Annotated in this window: 14 protein-coding genes; 8 read left to right on the forward strand and 6 right to left on the reverse strand. The window is 60.8% G+C overall.

Annotation, left to right across the window (positions count from 1 at the left end; all coding sequences use genetic code 11):
- The first annotated feature begins 5 nt into the window (after window positions 1-5).
- The 4 genes from CRI93_RS05385 (at window position 6) to CRI93_RS15085 (ending at window position 4,931) form a co-directional block, all read left to right on the forward strand.
- Complete coding sequence (locus CRI93_RS05385; RefSeq protein WP_098061601.1) at window positions 6-560, forward strand: hypothetical protein; 555 nt, start codon at window positions 6-8, stop codon at window positions 558-560.
- A 7-nt stretch (window positions 561-567) separates the two neighbouring features.
- On the forward strand, window positions 568-2,073 hold the full coding sequence (locus tag CRI93_RS05390) for a carboxypeptidase M32 (RefSeq protein ID WP_098061602.1): 1,506 nt from the start codon (window positions 568-570) through the stop codon (window positions 2,071-2,073).
- 120 nt (window positions 2,074-2,193) lie between these two features.
- Window positions 2,194-3,552 carry a class II 3-deoxy-7-phosphoheptulonate synthase gene (locus CRI93_RS05395; protein WP_098061603.1) on the forward strand — a complete coding sequence of 453 codons (1,359 nt, stop codon included), beginning with the start codon at window positions 2,194-2,196 and terminating at the stop codon, window positions 3,550-3,552.
- A 554-nt stretch (window positions 3,553-4,106) separates the two neighbouring features.
- The gene (locus CRI93_RS15085) at window positions 4,107-4,931 is read left to right on the forward strand and encodes a hypothetical protein (protein WP_141491573.1); all 825 of its coding nucleotides are present in this window, start codon (window positions 4,107-4,109) and stop codon (window positions 4,929-4,931) included.
- A 202-nt stretch (window positions 4,932-5,133) separates the two neighbouring features.
- On the opposite strand, the gene CRI93_RS05405 is transcribed toward CRI93_RS15085, so the two are convergent.
- From CRI93_RS05405 to CRI93_RS05420, 4 genes are all read right to left on the reverse strand, one after another.
- On the reverse strand, window positions 5,134-6,390 hold the full coding sequence (locus CRI93_RS05405) for a chymotrypsin family serine protease (protein ID WP_098061605.1): 1,257 nt from the start codon (window positions 6,388-6,390) through the stop codon (window positions 5,134-5,136).
- A gap of 212 nt (window positions 6,391-6,602) precedes the next feature.
- A complete protein-coding gene (locus tag CRI93_RS05410) occupies window positions 6,603-7,055 on the reverse strand; it encodes a hypothetical protein (protein ID WP_098061606.1) in 453 nt (150 codons plus the stop codon).
- A gap of 100 nt (window positions 7,056-7,155) precedes the next feature.
- Window positions 7,156-7,374 carry a DUF3185 domain-containing protein gene (locus tag CRI93_RS05415; RefSeq protein WP_098061607.1) on the reverse strand — a complete coding sequence of 73 codons (219 nt, stop codon included), beginning with the start codon at window positions 7,372-7,374 and terminating at the stop codon, window positions 7,156-7,158.
- A gap of 59 nt (window positions 7,375-7,433) precedes the next feature.
- Complete coding sequence (locus CRI93_RS05420) at window positions 7,434-8,201, reverse strand: arylesterase (RefSeq protein WP_098061608.1); 768 nt, start codon at window positions 8,199-8,201, stop codon at window positions 7,434-7,436.
- Window positions 8,202-8,271: 70 nt separating this feature from the next.
- On the opposite strand from CRI93_RS05420, the gene CRI93_RS05425 reads away from it, so the two are divergent.
- The 3 genes from CRI93_RS05425 to CRI93_RS05435 all read left to right on the forward strand — a co-directional run bounded on the left by CRI93_RS05425 (window position 8,272) and on the right by CRI93_RS05435 (window position 13,514).
- Entirely contained in the window at window positions 8,272-8,967 is a 696-nt protein-coding gene (locus CRI93_RS05425) for an ABC transporter ATP-binding protein (RefSeq protein ID WP_176521715.1), read from the forward strand.
- 113 nt (window positions 8,968-9,080) lie between these two features.
- On the forward strand, window positions 9,081-10,574 hold the full coding sequence (locus CRI93_RS05430) for a KAP family P-loop NTPase fold protein (RefSeq protein WP_098061609.1): 1,494 nt from the start codon (window positions 9,081-9,083) through the stop codon (window positions 10,572-10,574).
- A gap of 210 nt (window positions 10,575-10,784) precedes the next feature.
- Complete coding sequence (locus CRI93_RS05435; RefSeq protein ID WP_098061610.1) at window positions 10,785-13,514, forward strand: bifunctional acetate--CoA ligase family protein/GNAT family N-acetyltransferase; 2,730 nt, start codon at window positions 10,785-10,787, stop codon at window positions 13,512-13,514.
- A gap of 647 nt (window positions 13,515-14,161) precedes the next feature.
- Here the strand turns inward: CRI93_RS05435 and dusB are convergent.
- Window positions 14,162-15,250, reverse strand: coding sequence for a tRNA dihydrouridine synthase DusB (dusB, locus tag CRI93_RS05440; RefSeq protein ID WP_098061611.1), 1,089 nt, complete (start codon window positions 15,248-15,250; stop codon window positions 14,162-14,164).
- 63 nt (window positions 15,251-15,313) lie between these two features.
- Window positions 15,314-16,081, reverse strand: coding sequence for an alpha/beta fold hydrolase (locus CRI93_RS05445; RefSeq protein ID WP_098061612.1), 768 nt, complete (start codon window positions 16,079-16,081; stop codon window positions 15,314-15,316).
- A gap of 144 nt (window positions 16,082-16,225) precedes the next feature.
- On the opposite strand from CRI93_RS05445, the gene CRI93_RS05450 reads away from it, so the two are divergent.
- Complete coding sequence (locus CRI93_RS05450) at window positions 16,226-18,826, forward strand: S9 family peptidase (protein ID WP_176521716.1); 2,601 nt, start codon at window positions 16,226-16,228, stop codon at window positions 18,824-18,826.
- Window positions 18,827-18,937 lie beyond the last annotated feature (111 nt).

The raw sequence follows: 18,937 nt of genomic DNA on the forward strand, positions 1-18,937 counted from the left end.
GCCATATGTCGCCGTCGCTACCTCGAAGTGTTCGCAACGCGCTGGGCGAGGAGCCCGCTGAGGATTTTACGCACTGGCTCGATCTTCTTCTGAGCGAGCGCGCTGTGCCGCGTGATGAGTACCGTGCGGTGCAGTCGCGCCTCGATGGGCTTGAAAAGGAAGTGCGCCACCTGGGCACTGACATGGAAGACGGATTCGAGCAGGTGGATCGGCGCTTTGAGGAAGTTGATCGACGATTCGAACAGGTGGAACGGCGCTTTGTGCAGATCCAAGAGCAATTCGAAGTTCGCTTCGATCAACTGAACGAACGCTTTGATCGGCGTGCGGAGCAGGTTGATGAACGTTTTGAAACGATAGAACGACGTTTTGAGGCCATAGAGCGGCGCTTTGATAGCGTTGACCATCGTTTCGATAAGATAGATGAGCAATTTGCGCGGCGCGACCAGCGTTTTGATGCGATGAACGCCAACATGATGCGCATGATGCGGTGGACCGTTGGCACCATCGCGCTGTTTGGCACGTTGATTACGGTGCTCATTACTGTTGCCGAATTCTTCTGACGCCTGTATGCCTGCTCCTGTCGATGCGCTTCGCGATGCTCTGGCCCCCATCGAAGACCTCAAATCTGCCGCCGCTGTGCTGTCGTGGGATCAGGAGACGTTCATGCCCGACGGGGCCGCCGAGGCGCGGGCGCAGCAACTTTCTACGCTCAAGACCATGGCGCACGAGCGCTTCGTGACCGACGAGATCGGCGCGCTCCTCGACAAGGCCGAAACCGCTGTGGAGCAGGGCGAGGCCACAGACATGCAGGCCGACCTCGTCCGCGTGGTGCGCCGCGACTACGACCGCGCCCGCAAGCTGCCCTCCGATCTGGTGAGCGCGCTCTCGCAGGCGGCCTCGCGGGGGCAGACGGCCTGGAAGCAGGCCCGCGCAAACGATGACTTCGACCACTTTGCGCCGCACCTGGAGGAGCTGGTGGACCTCACCATCCAGAAGGCCGAGGCGCTGGGCTACGAGAACGAGCGCTACGATGCGCTGCTCGATGAGTACGAACCGGGCCTGCCCACATCGGCTGTCGTGGATACCTTTGCCGATCTGCGCGAGCAACTCGTGCCGCTCGTGGATGCGATTGCCGAGCAGCCCGCCCCGGACGACGCGATGCTGCACGGTGCGTTTCCGGTCGATAAGCAGAAAGCCTTTGGCGAGGCAGTCATCACAGACTTCGGGTATGACTTTGACTGCGGACGCCAGGATATTTCGGCGCATCCGTTTACCACCTCGTTCGATGTGACCGACGTGCGCCTCACCACGCGCTTTGATGCGCAGTTCTTGCCGTCGGGCCTCTTCTCGACGCTGCACGAGGCGGGGCATGGGCTCTACGAGCAGGGCGTTGCTCCGGACCTCGCCCGCACGCCCTTGGCCGAAGGCGCGTCGCTTGGCATCCACGAATCGCAGTCCCGCTTCTACGAGAACGTCATTGGGCGCAGCCGTCCGTTCTGGCAGCACTACTACCCGGCGCTGCAAGACACCTTTCCGGATGCGCTGCGCAACGTGGCGCTGGACGACTTCTACCGCGCCATCAACCGGTCCGAGCCGTCGCTTATTCGGGTGGAGGCAGATGAGGTGACGTACAATCTGCATGTTATGCTGCGGTTTGAGCTGGAGCGCGCGCTGGTGCAAGAAGACCTCGCCGTGCAGGATCTGCCCGCGGCGTGGAATGATCGCATGGACACATACCTCGGCATCACGCCCGATTCCGATGCCAACGGCGTGCTGCAAGATGTGCACTGGTCGTTTGGCGCCATCGGCTACTTCCCCACCTACGCGCTCGGCACGCTCATGTCGGCCCAGATCGCCAATGCCATGCGCAAAGATCTGCCTGACCTCGACGCACAGATTGCCGCAGGTGAGTTCGCCCCCGTGCTCGACTGGCTACGCACGCACATCCACCGGTACGGACGCCGCCTCGACGCGCCTGATCTCCTGGAGCAGGCCACCGGCCAATCGCTTCAGGCGGATGCATGGCTTGGGGCGATGCGCACAAAGTACGGCGCCATCTATCCAGGGCTGTAGCCCGCTGCAGCATCGGGGCTCGTAGGTGAAGCTCGTGCAGAACCCGTGCACGGGGAAACGCTACGCACGGCCCCTCGTTTTCGCATCCTTCACTTGTTGTCTACGCTTCATCCTCGTTCTATGCCCACCGATACCGCATCCTCCTGGAGTCCCTCGTCCTGGCGCACCCGCACCGCCCGCCAGCAGCCCACGTATCCCGACCCCGACGCGCTCGACGCTGCGCTCCGAAAGGTCGACCGGATGCCGCCGCTCGTGACGTCGTGGGAGGTCGACAACCTGAAGGAGGATCTGGCCCGGGCCGAAGCGGGCGAACGCTTCCTGCTGCAGGGCGGCGACTGCGCCGAGTCGTTCGACGACTGCACGGCGGATGTCATTACGAGCCGCCTCAAGATCATGCTGCAGATGAGCCTGGTGCTCACTTACGGCCTGGATGCGAAGATCGTGCGCGTAGGGCGCTTTGCCGGACAGTACGCCAAGCCGCGCTCCTCCGACACTGAAACGCGGGATGGGACCACGCTGCCCAGCTATCGCGGCGAAATTATTAACAGTCCAGAGTTTACCGAGGCATCCCGCACGCCCGATCCGCAGCGCCTCTTGAAGGCGTACACGCACTCGGGGCTCACGCTGAACCTGGTGCGGGCGCTTTCGGAAGGTGGATTCGCGGATCTGCGCCACCCTGAATACTGGAATGTGGACTTCATGGCGCACTCGCCGCTCGCAAACGAGTACCAGCGCCTGGTGGACGACATCGGCACAGCTATGCGGTTCATCGACACGGTAGCCGAGCAGGCCCTGGATGCAATGGAGCGCGTCACGTTCTACACGAGTCACGAAGCGCTCCTCTTGCCGTACGAGGAAGCCCTCACGCGCACGGTGCCACACAAGCAGGGCGTCTACAACCTGGGCACGCACCTGCCGTGGATTGGCAAGCGCACCAACGACCCCGAGGAGGCGCACATGGAGTACATGCGCGGCATCAAGAACCCGATTGGGCTGAAGGTGGGCCCCGACATGACGCCCTCGCAGCTCCGTACACTGGTACGTCACCTGGACCCCGACGACGAGCCGGGCCGCCTGACGCTTATTACGCGCTTTGGCGCCGACAAAATCGCTGACCGCCTGCCGCCGCTTATCAATACGCTGGACAACATGGGCCATTCGGTGCTCTGGTGCTGCGACCCGATGCATGGCAACACCGAGCGCACCGACGGCGGCATCAAGACGCGGCGCTTTGCGAACATCCTGGGCGAGCTGGAGCAGGCCTTTGAGATCCACGCCGCCGAAGGGTCGCGCCTGGGCGGCGTCCACTTTGAGCTCACGGGCGAAAACGTGACCGAATGCATCGGCGGCGCACGCGGGCTGGAGGCCACCGACCTGGAGCGCGCCTACAAATCGCTCGTGGACCCGCGCCTAAACTACGAGCAGTCGCTTGAGATTGCGTTCAGCGTAGTGCGCAAGTACCGTAATCTGCACGGGTGAGCGATTTTGGATTTCGGATTGGAGATTTGCGATTTTGGATTGGGGATTGGATGCGTTGGACAGATGGTAGCGATGCGTATGCGTTTCAGGCCATGCGCAGGTGCATAGCCCTGCCCTCTGGCATGTCATTCCGAGCGAAGTCGAGGAATCTCCAACGGGGATTCTTTCCTTGCATGCACTGCTTCGGGCTGGAACCGGACCCAAGAACGGAGCAGAGGAGCCCAGAGGATCATGTTTGCAGTGCTTCTGAAGAGCACCCGCCGCACGGCGGAGGGGCCGAAGGTCATGCTTTTGTGCCATGCGACGAGAGGTTTATTTTCTGCTCATGCACAACTCCGACCTTTCTCCTCCATGCTCGTCGCGAGGCTCTGCCTCGTGACGCCCATCCAGGAGGCTCTGCCTCCGCAAGCAGCCATGACGGTGGGTAAACTCATCAAAAGCCTGTGCCCGTGCGGACTGGAGCCTGCAAGCATGATTGAAGATCTAAGGTCTCTTCTGTATACTTATTTCAAGTCACTTCATAAAAACTCGTCTCAAAAATACAGAATCAGATTATGAAGAAAGCAGTGTTCGTTCTCTTGCTTGTGTTAGTCGTACCCAATGCCTTGGGGCAAGATGTATCCCACTTGCGAGATCAGATAGAATCATTGAATCAGGAGACGGAAGATTTGAGGGAAGAACGAATCGGGTTGAGAAGTGAAGTCGACAGCTTAGAATCTCTTCTTATAGAAGTTAAAGCGTCTGACTTGGTCCCCGTAGACAGTTTAGTGAGAGGTGTAAAAGTTAGAATTCGCAGAACCAGTAGTCTTACTGAATCAACAGGATTGAGATCTGAGGAAATACGACAGGTTGAGGAGGGGGAAGAAGTGAAAATCATTTCTTATGGGGAAAATAGTCATATGCGAGTTGAGATAGACGGAGAGCGTGGTTGGTTAAGAGTGCTACAAGCTTTTCGCACTACCCAGACCAGAGATCGTCTTATCGCTGACGCTATTGGAGTCGAAGAGAGTCAACTGGAGGAAGCAAAGGAAGCTGAAGACTCCCCTAACTCAGAAGCAATGCGTGTCCGAAATGAGATGAGAAGCAAGGAAAATGAGATAGAAACCATCTCAAGCCAGATTAGAAGTAATCAAAGAGAAGTGTCCAGGATTGAGTGCAGAATCAGATTTAATGATACGACGCTTGCAATTTCGGCTTGTAGAGGATCAGTTGCTATAGGAATGCGGAAAGCAATGGTGCGAGAAGCATGGGGAAGTCCACAAGACGTAAACCGAACACGCACTGCAAGCGGGACACGCGAACAATGGGTTTACGGAAGTATCAGGAATCGGAGATACGTTTACTTTGATGATGGTGTAGTAACAGGCATACAAGATTAACTTACTCTATCCTCAACCCACCACCGCTTTACTCCTGCACAATCCAAAATCACATATCGGAACGTCCGAAAGTCGATGTCCAGGCGAACGCCCCCACCTGCCGTTGTGCAGATGAGGGCGTGCAATCGGTTTGCCGATAGTTGCAAATTCGGACAGGCAGAGACCGATCATAAACGGTTCGCTTCACAAGACCGGCTCGCATCTAAAAGTCATTCCAGATGAAGACCGGTGAGCCGCTGTCTCCGCCCTGCGAGAGATAGGACGCCTCGTACTGGCACTTCATGAGCACGCGGTCGCCGTCGACGGTGATAGGGTTGCCGTTGTTGTCAACGGGACGCCCCGTCGTGCAGGTACGGTTGACGAAGCCATAGGTCCACCCGCTTGTCCGCCCGACCTTGTCGACCATATCTCCACTAACGGGATGGGCGCTGACTTCATCGAGGGACATCGCCGCGTCATGGTCGATCTGGATCGAGCCGGTACCGTTACCGGGTGCTGCCCAGTTCTGGGTGCGCATCACATCGGTGGAGACCCCAACGTCGCTGTCGAAGTCAACAAACGCAGCGTCGCTATCGCGGCACGACCGCAGTCCGAGGAATCCGCACGAGCGATAGCTGGGATCGGCACTCTCTACACCGATCTGTGATCCGCCCGCGGACTGGTTAAACGTCGTGCCCGTGACGTTCCCGCGCTGGGCCGTGCAGTGCGAGTTCGTGATGAATCCCCAGTCGCCCTGGTAGCGCCCCACGAACCCGAGCGTACAGGTCCCCGATATCTCGGCGCCCCCGCGCGGCGGCGACACATTGTTGCGTAGGCTGTGGTTGTTGGTCTGAGGCGGCTCTCGCACAGTAATCTGGACGGCTTCGCGAGGCACCTCGATTTCGGCGAGCCGTTCTTCCACCTGCGGGGCCACCTCCTCCGTCGTCACGCCGACAGTCAGCCGGTTCGCCCGTTCGTAGAGATCGATCATGACGACTTCTTCGATAGAGAAGACCTCGGGCAGGCGCTCGTACCAGGCAAGCAGATCGTCTATTGCGTATGTGCCCTCCCGAAGCTGTAGCGTCGGGTCTTCGACAGACCGCCGTGGGCTGTCGCCACGCGCCAGGATGCCGTCTCCGAACACGTCTTCAAGGGCAGCGCGCACCTCAGAGCGACGCCCCTCGGCTGGCTCAAGCACGTAGGCCACCGGCTGCCCGTCTGCGTTGAGGTAAAACCCACCAAAGTCCGCCACACGCTCCGACATCATGGAAAGCTTCCTGTGCAGGCCCGGAGGCGCGTCCTCCTCAAGGTTGATTGTGGGTCCGTCAGGATCGGGCGGAGGGTCCCCATCTCCGTTCCCGTCTCCGTTGTCCTCGACAGACGTGAGATCGCAGGCCTGGATCGCAACGAGAACAAAGAGCGCGAGTGCAATGCGCGTCCAGCGAACGACGGTGCGAAATGAATCCGTGAGCGTAGTCATGGCAGTCGATCGTGCTCTCTGAAAAGAGATAGACGAATGATTGCCTTCTATGTGTATTTGCTATGAACGAATATTGTGACGACAATTTAAAATCAATATGGAGATAGAGGGTTACGATCCTGTAATATACACAATCTTGTAATGTCTTCACAAACCTACGGCGGTGTACCTTCCCTCTACGCCCCCCCAAATCCAAAATCGCACATCCACAATCACAAATCGGGAAAATCGTCCAGCCAGCCGAGACTGAGGACGCTCCACAGCCCGATGCAGATGGCTTCGGCGGCGTCGTGGCGGAGCGAGGTGGGACGCGGAGCACCTGACCATTCGATGACGCGCCGCGCCAGGTCATCGGCGGCGGACTTGGCGTCGCCCCCCGAGCGGCGCTGACTGGGTGTGAGCAACTTGGTGCGCCACGTTTCGGCGGAGATGCACTGCGAATGCGCCCGCTGCTTTTTGGCGTGCCGCATCCATGCCTCGGCCAGATTAGAATCGCCTTCGAGCACGACCCACGACAGCTCTGGGTGCTCCTGCATCATGCGGTAGGCCCCTTGCTTTAGGCGGGCGTTCGATCCGAAGTTGGTGGAGCGATACGATTGCAGGCGCCCGGTCTCGTTGTACCACGCAAATCCAGCGCGCAGGCCCAGGTCAACGGCGAGGAGCATAGGAGGGAGGGCCGTGGGAAAAGCAAAGAGAAGGCATAGAAGACGCTGGAGCCCGACGGGGGACCGTCGGACACAGAGGTGTCTTTTATGAAAGAGCGCATCAGTTGCGGGTACGGCGTATGCCCATGACGGTGACCACGCCGCCGATGACGATCAGTGCGCCCGAGGCGACGGGTGTGATGGGCAGTGAACGCTCTTTTTCGCGCTCTACCTCTAACGGACCGATGTCGGCGACTTCTTCGGTCGTGCTGAACGACACATCGCTAATGAGAAAGCCTGCAATGCCGGCGATAATCAGAATAATGCCTATGGTGCGCATGGGTATAGAGGCGTACAATGAGAGGTCAGCGAGATACAGCGGGAAAGCGTTGCGAGAGGTTATGTTGCCGGTTCGGACTGGAGACGGCGCTCCAGTATGGGCTCCAGGTACTGCCACACGTTCTGCGCAACGATGCGTTGGCCTTCGGCGGTCGGGTGGATGCCGTCGGGCTGGTTCAGTTCGGGATTGCCCGCGACGCCTTCCAGCACAAACGGGATGAGCGTGACGGACTCGCGCTCGTCGGCAATGGTAGGATAGACGGCCCGAAAGCGCTCGGTGTAGTCCGCACCCAGGTTGGGAGGCACCTGCATTCCGGCCAAAAGCACTTCGGCCTCGGGGTTGCGGGCGCGGGTGGTGTCGACCATGGCCGTGAGGTTCTCCTGCGTGGTGCTCGGGTCGATACCGCGCAAGCCGTCGTTACCGCCCAGTTCCAGCACAAGCACATCGACCGGCGTGCGCAAGAGCCACGGCAGACGGCGGAGTCCGCCCGCGGTGGTTTCGCCGCTCAGCCCGGCATTGGTGACGTGCACGTCGTATCCGGCGCTGTCGGCTTTGGCTTGCAGATGCGCAGGGAACGCCTCCTCAGGCGAGAGTCCGTACCCGGCGGCGATGCTGTTGCCTACCACCATGACATGCAGCGCGGCGTCTTCGGCCTCGTCAGCATCCACGGCGGAGGCAGAGTCGGCCTGTGCGCGGGGTGCGGTGCTTTGTGCGGTGGTATCAGATGTTGAGGATGCGTCGGACGCTGGATTGGAACGATCCGGTCCGCATCCCCCCAGCAAAAGAACACTCAAACCGAAGAGCAGGTACAGAAGCCATGATTTCATAGTGCGGGGTCGATTGAAGCAAGATGCTGACCCGGTACGCACCTGCATTCTCCTATGGAAGTTTCATGCTATGGCGGATACACCTGTGCTGCGCGTTGACCATGTAACGCAGCGGTTTGACAGCGGATCGAAAACGTTGACCGTGCTCAACGACGTGTCGTTCGAGATTGAGGAGGGCACGTCGTGTGCCATTGTCGGCCCCTCGGGCAGCGGGAAAACGACGCTCCTGGGCCTGTGTGCGGGCTTGGATCGTCCGACCGAGGGCACGGTGGAGCTGTGTGGCATCGACCTGGGGCCGCTCGACGAGGATGAGCGCGCGGAGGTGCGCAATCAGCACGTGGGCTTTGTCTTTCAGACGTTTCGCCTGCTGCCCACCCTGACGGCGGTCGAAAACGTGATGGTGCCTGCGGAATTGCGCGGCACCTCTGGGGCGCGTCCGCGAGCGCTCGATCTGCTGGAGCGCGTGGGGCTGGCCGACCGCAGCGATCACTATCCGGCCCAGCTTTCGGGCGGCGAGCAGCAGCGGGTGGCGCTGGCGCGGGCGTTCATCAACACGCCGAGTATTTTGTTTGCGGATGAGCCCACGGGCAACCTGGACGAAGAGACCGCCGCAACCATTGAGGATCTGCTCTTCGACCTGAACGCGACCTCGGGCACCACGCTCGTGCTCGTAACCCACGATCTGGAGCTGGCCGCCCGTACGGCGCGTCCGCTGCGCCTGCAACGCGGGCAGATCGTGGAGGCGGAGGCGATGGCGGCGGGGTGAGGAAGGCACTTCTCTTGGCTTCGCACAGCAGTTGATGAGTTGGATCAAACGTCGTATGTTGTGGGGGAAACCCTGCACCAACTCGCCCTGATCTCTGCCCGTCCTCCAATTCTATGCTGCCCGGACAAATTGCAGAGCCTGTCATTCCCGAAGATGTACCCTTTCGGAATGACAAGCTCGATCGCGAACCCACCGCCGACTTCTTAACGGATCTGCTTTGCTCCGCTGAAGGGCCGTACGTCATGAGCCTGAATGCTCCGTGGGGGACGGGCAAGACCACATTTGTCAAGATGTGGAAGCAGAAGCTGATCAACGACGGCTACTCCGCGCTCTATTTCAACGCGTGGGAAAACGATTTCGCCGACGATCCGCTGATCGCCTTTATCGATGCGATTGACGTGCTGGTTGATGAGCAGAGTGGAGGTAGCAAGACTGAAGCCCTGAAAGATGCTGGAGGTAAGATTCTCAAGCAAGTTGCTCCTCTCGGCCTTCATCTTCTCACAGCAGGGGTGTTGTCGGGCAACGAGTTTGATGATGGATTCGGCGAGTTGCTCGCCGACCAGAAAGACAACATCGCAAATGCTCTGATTCAAGGCGGTGGCGACTTGGTCAAAGCCCATCAGCAAAAGAAGGGTGCCATCGAGGCCTTCCGGCACGAACTGCAAACCTTCGTCGAGGAACTGCAGGACAATGCAGGTGAAGACGAACACGCCCCACTTTTCTTCTTCGTAGACGAGTTAGACCGGTGCCGCCCCGACTTTGCAGTCGAGCTTCTGGAACGCATCAAACACCTCTTCAACGTACCGGGCATCATCTTCATCCTCGTCACGAATCCCGACCAGCTTCGCCATTCCGTAAAAGCGATGTACGGGCAGGGCATGAACGCCAAAGGCTACCTTCGTCGCTTTGTGGATTTGGATTATACGCTGCCAGATCCTGAGCCTGGCGCCTTTGCGGGATTTCTTTTTGAGAAGTATGGGTTGGGAGAGTTCTCCATCGCCACACATTGGGGGAGACGCTCAGAGTCAGCAGGTGGAGATGAAGCCAATCTACTTCTGCAGGTTGCAGGATGGTCATGTCACGTTTTCAATCTTAAGCTTCGAGAGCAAAAGCAGTATTTCGCTCGTCTTGCGTTAATCCGTAGCGTTTTGGAAAACCGCCAAAGCATTCCACTACCAGCATGGGCACTCCTTGCATTTCTTGTGGCCTTACGGAAGAAGCGCGAAGATTTGTATATGGACATACACTCCAGTAAAAGTAAACACGAGGAAGTTGATCAGGTCATTGCTAATTTTGAGTCCTGGGTTAATGGATCTGGGTGGGCGTCTTCGGACGTTCTCCCTGCTGCAATAGATATAGTTTATTGCAACGGCTTCAATGAATACAATTCCTACCTCGATACCGTAGAACGTTGGAGGCGAGAGACGCGCTCTAATTCTCAACAAGAAGTAAACTTCTATAGACTCGGTGGAAAGGATAAATCGCTCAACGAACTAAAGTCGAGAAAGGCCTACCTGGAGCATGTAGATGTATTGAAAAGACTGGTTGATAAGATTGACCAAAAGCTGATCAGCCTCATCGAACTGGCAGCACCAGTTCAGCAGTAGCCGTTCGGTCGGACGCAGTATGAGCAATAGCTCTTGCTCTGCGTAACATTGCTGTAGCGCATCTGCCCCACGCATCCGCTAAATCAAATCTCAAAGAGCCCTTTGCAAACAAGTCCCTTGCCTCGGTGGTAGAGGCGCACAAACGGATCCGTCCTTCCGTATCTTGGGGGCGGTACCTGCCCGACATGCTCTTATCTTGCTCCTGCTCCTATGCCAACATCCGATCCGTCGTACAACCTGCTGAGCGCGCGCAGTCAGCCGCTCGATGCCATCTTTTCGCCCACGAATGTGGCCGTGATCGGCGCCAGTGAGCAAGCGGGTAGCGTGGGCCGCACGCTGCTCTGGAACCTGATCAGCAACCCGTTTGGCGGCACCGTCTTTCCAGTCAACCCGAAGCGCGACAGCGTGCTGGGCATCCGCGCCTACGACAGCATTGCGGATGTGCCCGAACAGGTGGACCTGGCCGTCATTGCCACCCCGGCCTTCACCGTGCCGGGCATCATCAAGGAGTGTGGCGAGGCGGGCGTGCCGGGCGCGATTGTGATCTCGGCTGGCTTCCGCGAGGTCGGCGAAGAAGGGGCCGCGCTGGAGCAAGATATCGCGCGCCATGCTGCCGACTACAACATGCGCATCGTAGGGCCGAACTGTCTGGGTGTAATGCGCCCGAAAACCGGGCTCAATGCCACCTTTGCCGGCGCCATGGCCAACGAGGGTAACGTAGCCTTTGTGAGCCAGAGCGGCGCGCTCCTTACGTCCATTCTGGACTGGAGCTTCAGCGAGAACGTCGGCTTTAGCGCGTTCGTGTCCATCGGCTCGATGCTCGATGTGGACTGGGGCGACATCATCTACTACCTGGGCGACGACCCCGCCACCAAGAGCATCGTGCTTTACATGGAGTCCATTGGAAACGCGCGGTCCTTCATCTCTGCCGCGCGCGATGTGGCGCAGAGCAAGCCGATCATCGTCATCAAAGCCGGACGCACAGGCGCCGCAGCCGAGGCGGCGGCCTCCCACACCGGCACCCTCGCAGGCAGCGACGCGGTGCTCGACGCCGCCTTCCGCCGTACGGGCGTGCTACGCGTGAACGACATCAACGACCTGTTCTACATGGCCGAGGTGCTCTCGAAGCAGCCGCGTCCCGAGGGGCCGAACCTCAGCATCGTCACCAACGCCGGCGGACCCGGCGTGCTGGCCACCGATGCGCTCATCGGAGGCGGCGGCACCCTCGCTCCGATCTCCGACGACACAACCAAGGCGCTCGACGAACGCCTGCCCGCGGCCTGGAGCGGCAGCAATCCCATCGACATCCTGGGCGATGCGAGTCCGCAACGCTACGCCGACGCGCTCGAAATTGCTGCCGACGACGAGAACAGCGACGGACTGCTCGTGGTGCTCACGCCGCAAGCGATGACCGAGCCCACGAAGACAGCGGAGCTCTTGCGTCCCTATGCCCGCGACAACGACAAGCCGATCCTGGCCAGTTGGATGGGCGGCGATGCGGTGCGGCGTGGCGTCAACATTCTGAATCAGGCGGGCCTGCCCACCTTTGCCTACCCCGACACCGCCGCGCGCGTTTTTAACAACATGTGGCGCTACAGCTACAACCTGCGCGCCCTCTACGAAACGCCACGCCTGCCCACCGACGACGCCGAGGGGCTTGACCGCGATGCCGCCACCGCGCTCGTTGAAGAGGCCGATGCGCAGCCGGGCACCATCATGACCGAGTATGCCTCCAAGAAGCTGCTGGATGCGTACAACATTCCCACTGTCGAAACCCACGTAGCCACCGATGCCGACGCTGCTGTGGAGGCCGCCGAGGCCATCGGCTACCCCGTCGTGGTGAAGCTGCACTCCACAACCATCACCCACAAGACCGACGTGGGCGGCGTAAAGCTGAATCTGCATTCGGCCGATGCGGTGCGCAGCGCCTTCGCTGACATTGAAGATGCAGTTTCCGAAGACGGATTCGATGGCGTCACTGTGCAAGACATGGTCGATACCGACGGCTACGAGCTTATCATTGGCAGCAGTGTGGATGCGCAGCTCGGCCCGGTCTTGCTCTTCGGCACGGGCGGCTCACTCGTTGAAGTCTTCGAAGACCGCGCACTGGGCCTGCCGCCGCTGAACACGACGCTGGCCCGCCGCATGATGGAGCAGACGCGCATCTACGAAGCGCTCCAGGGCGTGCGCGGACGTGACGCCGTTGATCTGGATGCGCTGGCCTCGCTCATGGTGCGGTTCAGTCAGCTGGTCGCCGAGCAGCCGCGCATCAAAGAGATCGACATCAACCCGCTGCTGGCCGATGGCGATCGGCTGGTGGCCCTGGATGCACGCGTGGTGCTGCATCCCAGCGACACACCGGATGAGGCGCTTCCGCACCCGGCCATCCGCCCGTACCCGCACCAGTACGAAGACACCTGGACCACTGAAGAAGGGCGCGAGGTGCGCATCCGCCCGATTCGTCCGGAAGACGAACCGAATCTGGTCGACTTCCACAAGGCGCTGTCGGAGCGAAGCGTGTACCTGCGCTACGCCAGTCTCATGAAGCTGGATCAGCGTGTGGCGCACGAGCGGCTGTCGCGGCTTTGTTTCATCGACTACGACCGCGAGATGGCACTGGTAGCCGAGCGTCCGTCCGATATGGACGGGGACGACACGCCCAAGATTGTTGGCATTGGCCGCCTCACGCAGCGTCCGGGCCACAACGAAGCCGAGTTCGGGATGCTCGTCATCGATACCGTGCAGCGCGAGGGCATTGGCACGGAGCTGCTGCGCCGCCTGGTGCAGATTGGCGAAGACGAAGGACTCGACCGCATTACCGCCGATATCCTGAAGCAGAACCGCGCCATGCAGCGCGTCTGCGAGAAGCTGGGCTTCGAGATCATCTACCCACAAGACCACGCCGACGAGATGGTGAAAGCGGTGCTTGAGCTGGAGTAGCGCTGCATTTTCGGGCTGGGCATCCCCCTTTGTCGCTGCGCGACATTTCCCCCTTCGCGAAGGGGGAAACGCCCGAACAGCGTGAGGGAATGGGGGATGTCAGGACCGCGCATTCTGCCACAAGGCGGCGGCCAACAAAGGAGGAAGGAAACCTGCACATGCCGTTAGCCTAGGTTAACGGGGCAGAGCCCCCAACCGACTTGCGTCGCACGGCGGAGGGGCCGTAGGTCATGCCTGTTGTGCCATGCGACGAGAGGGCATTGTCTTTCGTAGGGACACGGCGCGCCGTGTCCCTACGTGTGGTTTGGGGCAGGCCGTTGGCGGTGTAAACCGGGAGGGGAAGGCAACCCTTTCAAGTTTAAGATTCCCCTCTCCCGCCGGGAGAGGGGCCAGGGGGGAGGAGATTCGACCTGCGAGAGCGTCTTAGATTGCTGGGTAGTGGGTAGACGCTAAGTGATAAGGCTATCGTAGAATGTAGGTTTGTCTTATTCGAACCCCCTCTCCCTTCGGGTTTCTCCCCCTTTTCCAAGGGGGAGATGTCGATAGACAGAGGGGGTTGTCTGGCTCCGATGATGTCGGCCATATGACAATCACTTACCATTGAACCGCTACCGATTGCTGGGGATGCCATTTTGGACCCTGCACCTCTACGCCGGACTCGGCAACTCCGCCTTCTTGACGTTAACGGGCTTGGCGCGCTGCGATGAACCGGATGATTCGGCGATGGTCTTTGTGGGCAAGGACGCAGCCGGCAACTGAATATCTGAGGCGTCGGGGTTGAAGTTGAGCATTACGTCTAACACGCCGTCCTTCGTATCCTCCTGCATAAGCAGGTGACGCAGCTTGCTGGCGTTCCGGAAGCCTTTGAAGTAGCCGCTGTAGTTTTTGCGCATCTCCAGGACGCCGGTGCGCTCGCCCAGCCACTCGCATTTGAGCGACAGGTGTTCGGCTACGACCTGCACGCGCTCCTCCCACGACGGACGCGGCGGCACCTCGCCGGTCTCCATGTAGACCTTCGCATCCCGAAAAATCCACGGGTTGCCGATCGCACCGCGCCCAATCATGACCGCATCCACGCCGGTTTCGTTGAACATGGCGTCGATGGCTTCGGGGTCGAGTGCATCGCCGTTTCCGATGAGCGGAATGCTGCGCACGCCCTCTTCTTTGATGCGCCGCAGCCACTCCCAGCGGGCCTCACCGCCGTACTGCTGCGAGCGCGTGCGGGCATGCACCGCGAGTCCGGCAATGCCGAGGGCCTCCAGGCGCCGGGCCACTTCGAGAATGCGAATGGAGTTGTCATCCCACCCCAGGCGCGTCTTGACGGTGACCGGGCGCGTACTCGCCTCGATGACGGCCTCGGTGATGCGCTCCATCTTGTCGAGGTCACGCAGAATGCCCGCACCGCCGTCTTTGGACACGATCTTACGCACCGGACACCCGAAGTTGATGTCGATGAGGTCGGGCTCGGCAGCGTCCACGCGCGGGGTGGCGCGGCGCACCTCATCGATCTCGCCGCCCCACACCTGAATCCCAATGGGCCGCTCTTCGGGAAAGATATCGAGCTTCTGCGTGGCGTCGTCCATGTCGCGGTTGAGCCCGGCTGTGGACACAAACTCGCTGTAGAGCATGTCTGCGCCGAGCCGCTTGCAGATCATCCGGAAGGGCGGGTCGCTCACGTCTTCCATTGGAGCCAGAAAGAGCGGGCGGTCGCCAAACGTCAACGAGCCAAGCGTCATGGTAGAACCAGGTGTTGGGGTATAAGGGGATGCGAAGGACGTACGGCGGCGGGCGGCATGCGTTCACGCATCCAGCAGGCGGATGACGGCCTTGGAGAGGGCCTCAGGCGCTTCGGCGTGCACCCAGTGTCCGGCCTCAGGAATGGTAACGAGCGTGGCGTTCGGGAAGCGTTCCTGGATGCCGGGCCAGTCGCCATTGGCAATGTAGTTGGACGCCCCCCCGCGCACAAAGAGCGTGGGCTTGGCATAGCGACCATCGGCTTCGACCGATCCTACGAGTGCGTCGTAATTGGCATCGATGGCGGCCAGGTTGGGCATCCACCGGTACGAATCGTCGGCGTAATCGAGATTCTTCAGTAGAAACTGCCGGATAGGCCACGACGGCACGTCCTCGGCCAGCACATCGTCAATATCGCTGCGGCTGTCGTAGTCCGTCGGATCGATCGACCGCAGCGCGTTGATGAGCGCCTGATGATTTGGCGTATAGGCGCGGGGCGCCATATCGACCACGATGAGCTTGTCGATGAGATCGGGATACCGCAGTGCCGCTTCCATCGCGGTTTTGCCGCCCATCGAATGGCCGAGCACCGTCACATCCGAGAGGCCGTGTGCCTCGATAAAGGCCTTCAGATCGGCAGCCATGTGCGGATAGTCGATCACATCGGCGTGCGGCGAGCGTCCGTGGTTGCGCTGATCCACCGCGTACACGGTTGCGTGGTCGCTGAACGCGTTCCGGCTTAGGGTGTGCCAGTTGCCGTGCGCGCCCAACAGTCCGTGAAGAATGATGAGCGGCGGTCCATCCGACCCATATTGCTTGTAATAAAGCTGCATACGTAGTTGCTTAAGACGAGACAGACTGCGAACATGGCTACTGTATACGACGGGCGATACCGAGCCATATCGCATCTCACCCCACGTAGGGCGCGGTGTTTCGGGCTGCGCGCTGTGCTTTCTTCTGATGACCTGCTTGTGCTTATGCGATCGTTTCTGCTTACCTTTTTAAGCCTCCTGCTTTCCAGTAGTGTGGGCTTTGCGCAGCCGGAGACCGCCCCCGATGATGCACCGACGCCTATTCAGGCCAGCGATCTGTTTCGCATCCAACAGCTCGATAACGTGGCCCTGGCGCCCGACGGACGCCATGCCGTCTACACCGCCAAGCGCATTGTGGAGGCTGACGATGGCTCGCACACCTACCGCACGCAGCTGTATCTAACGCGCCCCGACGGACGCATGACGCCGCAGCCGCTGACGCGCGTAGCCGATGCTTCGCAGCCCGCCTGGCATCCCGATAGCGACATCCTTGCTTTTGTGCGTCCGGTCGACGGCACGCCGCAGGTCTTTGTAATGCGCCTGGGCAGCGGCGAGCCCTACCAGCTTACCGACCACCCGCAGGGCGCGTCGCAGCCGCAGTGGGTCGATCGGGGCGAGCGCCTGCTGTTTGCGGCATCGGTGCCCGGCGACTCGCTCGCCGCCCAGGGCGATAGCATCCCCGACTGGTTCGAGGCCCGTCCCGGCGCATCCGCCCGCACGACCGATTACACGCCGCCGCCTGCTACGCGCATTGTGCTGCGGGATACGGTGGCTTATCGTGCCCTCGACACGCTGGCAACCGACGTGGAGCTGGCCGACCTGAACCTCGACACCGATTACTTGAACACGCTGGAGGCACCCACCCGCGCCGATTCGCTGCGCGCCCACGCCCAGACGCGCCGTGCCATTGCCGACACGATTACGGTAGAGCCGCCCGCACCCAGCCCCTCGCCCGATGGCCCGCTGCCGGTGCAGCGCCAGTGGCTCGACGACCGCGCCGACCGCCGCAACCCCGACGTGATTACGCGCCTGGACTTTCAGGGCGAGTTCGGCCTGCGCGGCCCCATCTCGTTTCAGCACTACTTTGTGGTTAATCTGCCCGAGCAGGTGTGGACCGGCACCCCCGACCGCCCCGAGGCCACCCGCGTTACGGAAGGCTTTCGCAGCTACAGCGGGGCCCAGTGGCTCAACAGCACCGGCCAGATGATTGCCAGCACCCGCCCGCTTGACGGCCGCCACCCCGACGATGTGCGCGCCCGCCACCTCGTGCTCATTGATCCTGGTACGCGGCGGGCCGAGCGCTTCCTGGCGCTGGAGCCGTATGCGCTCTCCAATCCGCGTCTTTCGCAGGATGCGACGCAGCTGGCCTTCACCGCTACCGATACCACCGACACGGGCTATGCCCAGACCGAAATCGGCCTCTTCGCGATGGATGGCCGCACCACGCCCCAGCTTATCACAACCGACTTTGACCGCTCGGTGAGCACGCCGCGCTGGTCGCCCAACGGGTGGTACCTGTACACCACCGCAGCCTCGGAGGGCGGCTTTCCGCTCTATCGCTTTGCCCCGTTCGAGCGCGACACCACCGCCACCGACGACGCCCCCGCTGGTCCACCCGAAGTGTCGGATTCCGAAACCACGTTCGAAGCCGATTCTACGATGATGCGTCCGGTAGAGGCCGAGCGCCTCACCGCCATTGACCGCGGCATCCGCTCGTTTGACGTGACCGACGCGGCTGCGGTCTACGTGGTCACCGAGGTCGAGAACCCGTACGAGGTGTACGCGGCCTCCGCCGACCTCTCGCGCGAGCGGCGGCTTTCGCGGCATAACGCGTCATGGCTGGAGGACCGGCAGATCAGCCAGCCCGAGCCGTTTTCGTTGCCCGTCACAACCGAGGCCGATACCTTCGGCATGGACGCCTGGCTGATGCGTCCGCCCAACGCACCGGATGCACCCGCCGCTAACACGCATCCGCTCATGGTGCAGATGCACGGCGGTCCCTCGGCGATGTGGGGTCCCGGCGAGGCGACCATGTGGCACGAGTTCCAGTTCATGGCGGCGCAGGGCTTTGCCGTGGTCTACAGCAATCCGCGCGGCTCGGGCGGCTACGGATACGACTTCAAGCGCGCCAACTACCGCGACTGGGGCACCGGTCCCATGCAAGACGTGCTGGACGCCGTCGATCAGGCCCTGGAAGAGAACCCCGACCTCGATGCCGACCGTCAGGTGCTTACGGGCGGCTCCTATGCGGGCTACCTTACGGCGTGGATGGTGAGCCAGACCGATCGCTTTCAGGCGGCGGTGGCGCAACGCGGCGTCTACGATCTGAGCACCTTCTTTGGCGAAGGCAATGCGTGGCGCCTGGTGCCGTCGCACTTTGGCGGCTACCCGTGGGAGGGCAATGTGCCGCCGCCCGTCAATGTCGCCAGCGATACGGTCGAAGTGTACAGCGACTCGCTGAATACAGCGCGGCGCACGCTGATCCGCAACTCGCCGCAAACCTATGTGGATCAGATTGATACGCCACTGCTCATCATGCATGCGAGCAACGACCTGCGCACGGGCGTCATTCAGAGCGAGATGCTCTATCGCAGCCTCAAGGTGCTCGGGCGACCCGTGGAGTACGTGCGCTATCCGGATGCGGGGCACGACCTCTCGCGCACCGGCAACCCCGACCAGCGCCTTGACCGCACGCTGCGCATCTACGAGTTCATGACGCGGTTTACGGAGGAAACGACGTCGTCAGAGGAGCCTGACGACGACTGACACAGTCCTCTGCGCTTACAACCCTGCGCCCAACGGTCCCCCGTTGGGCGTAGCTCGCGGACGTCTCCGGTGATGATGGATCCCGGATCAAGTCTGGGATGACGACATGTG

It is taken from the genome of Longimonas halophila (genome assembly GCF_002554705.1).
Taxonomy (GTDB): domain Bacteria; phylum Bacteroidota; class Rhodothermia; order Rhodothermales; family Salinibacteraceae; genus Longimonas; species Longimonas halophila.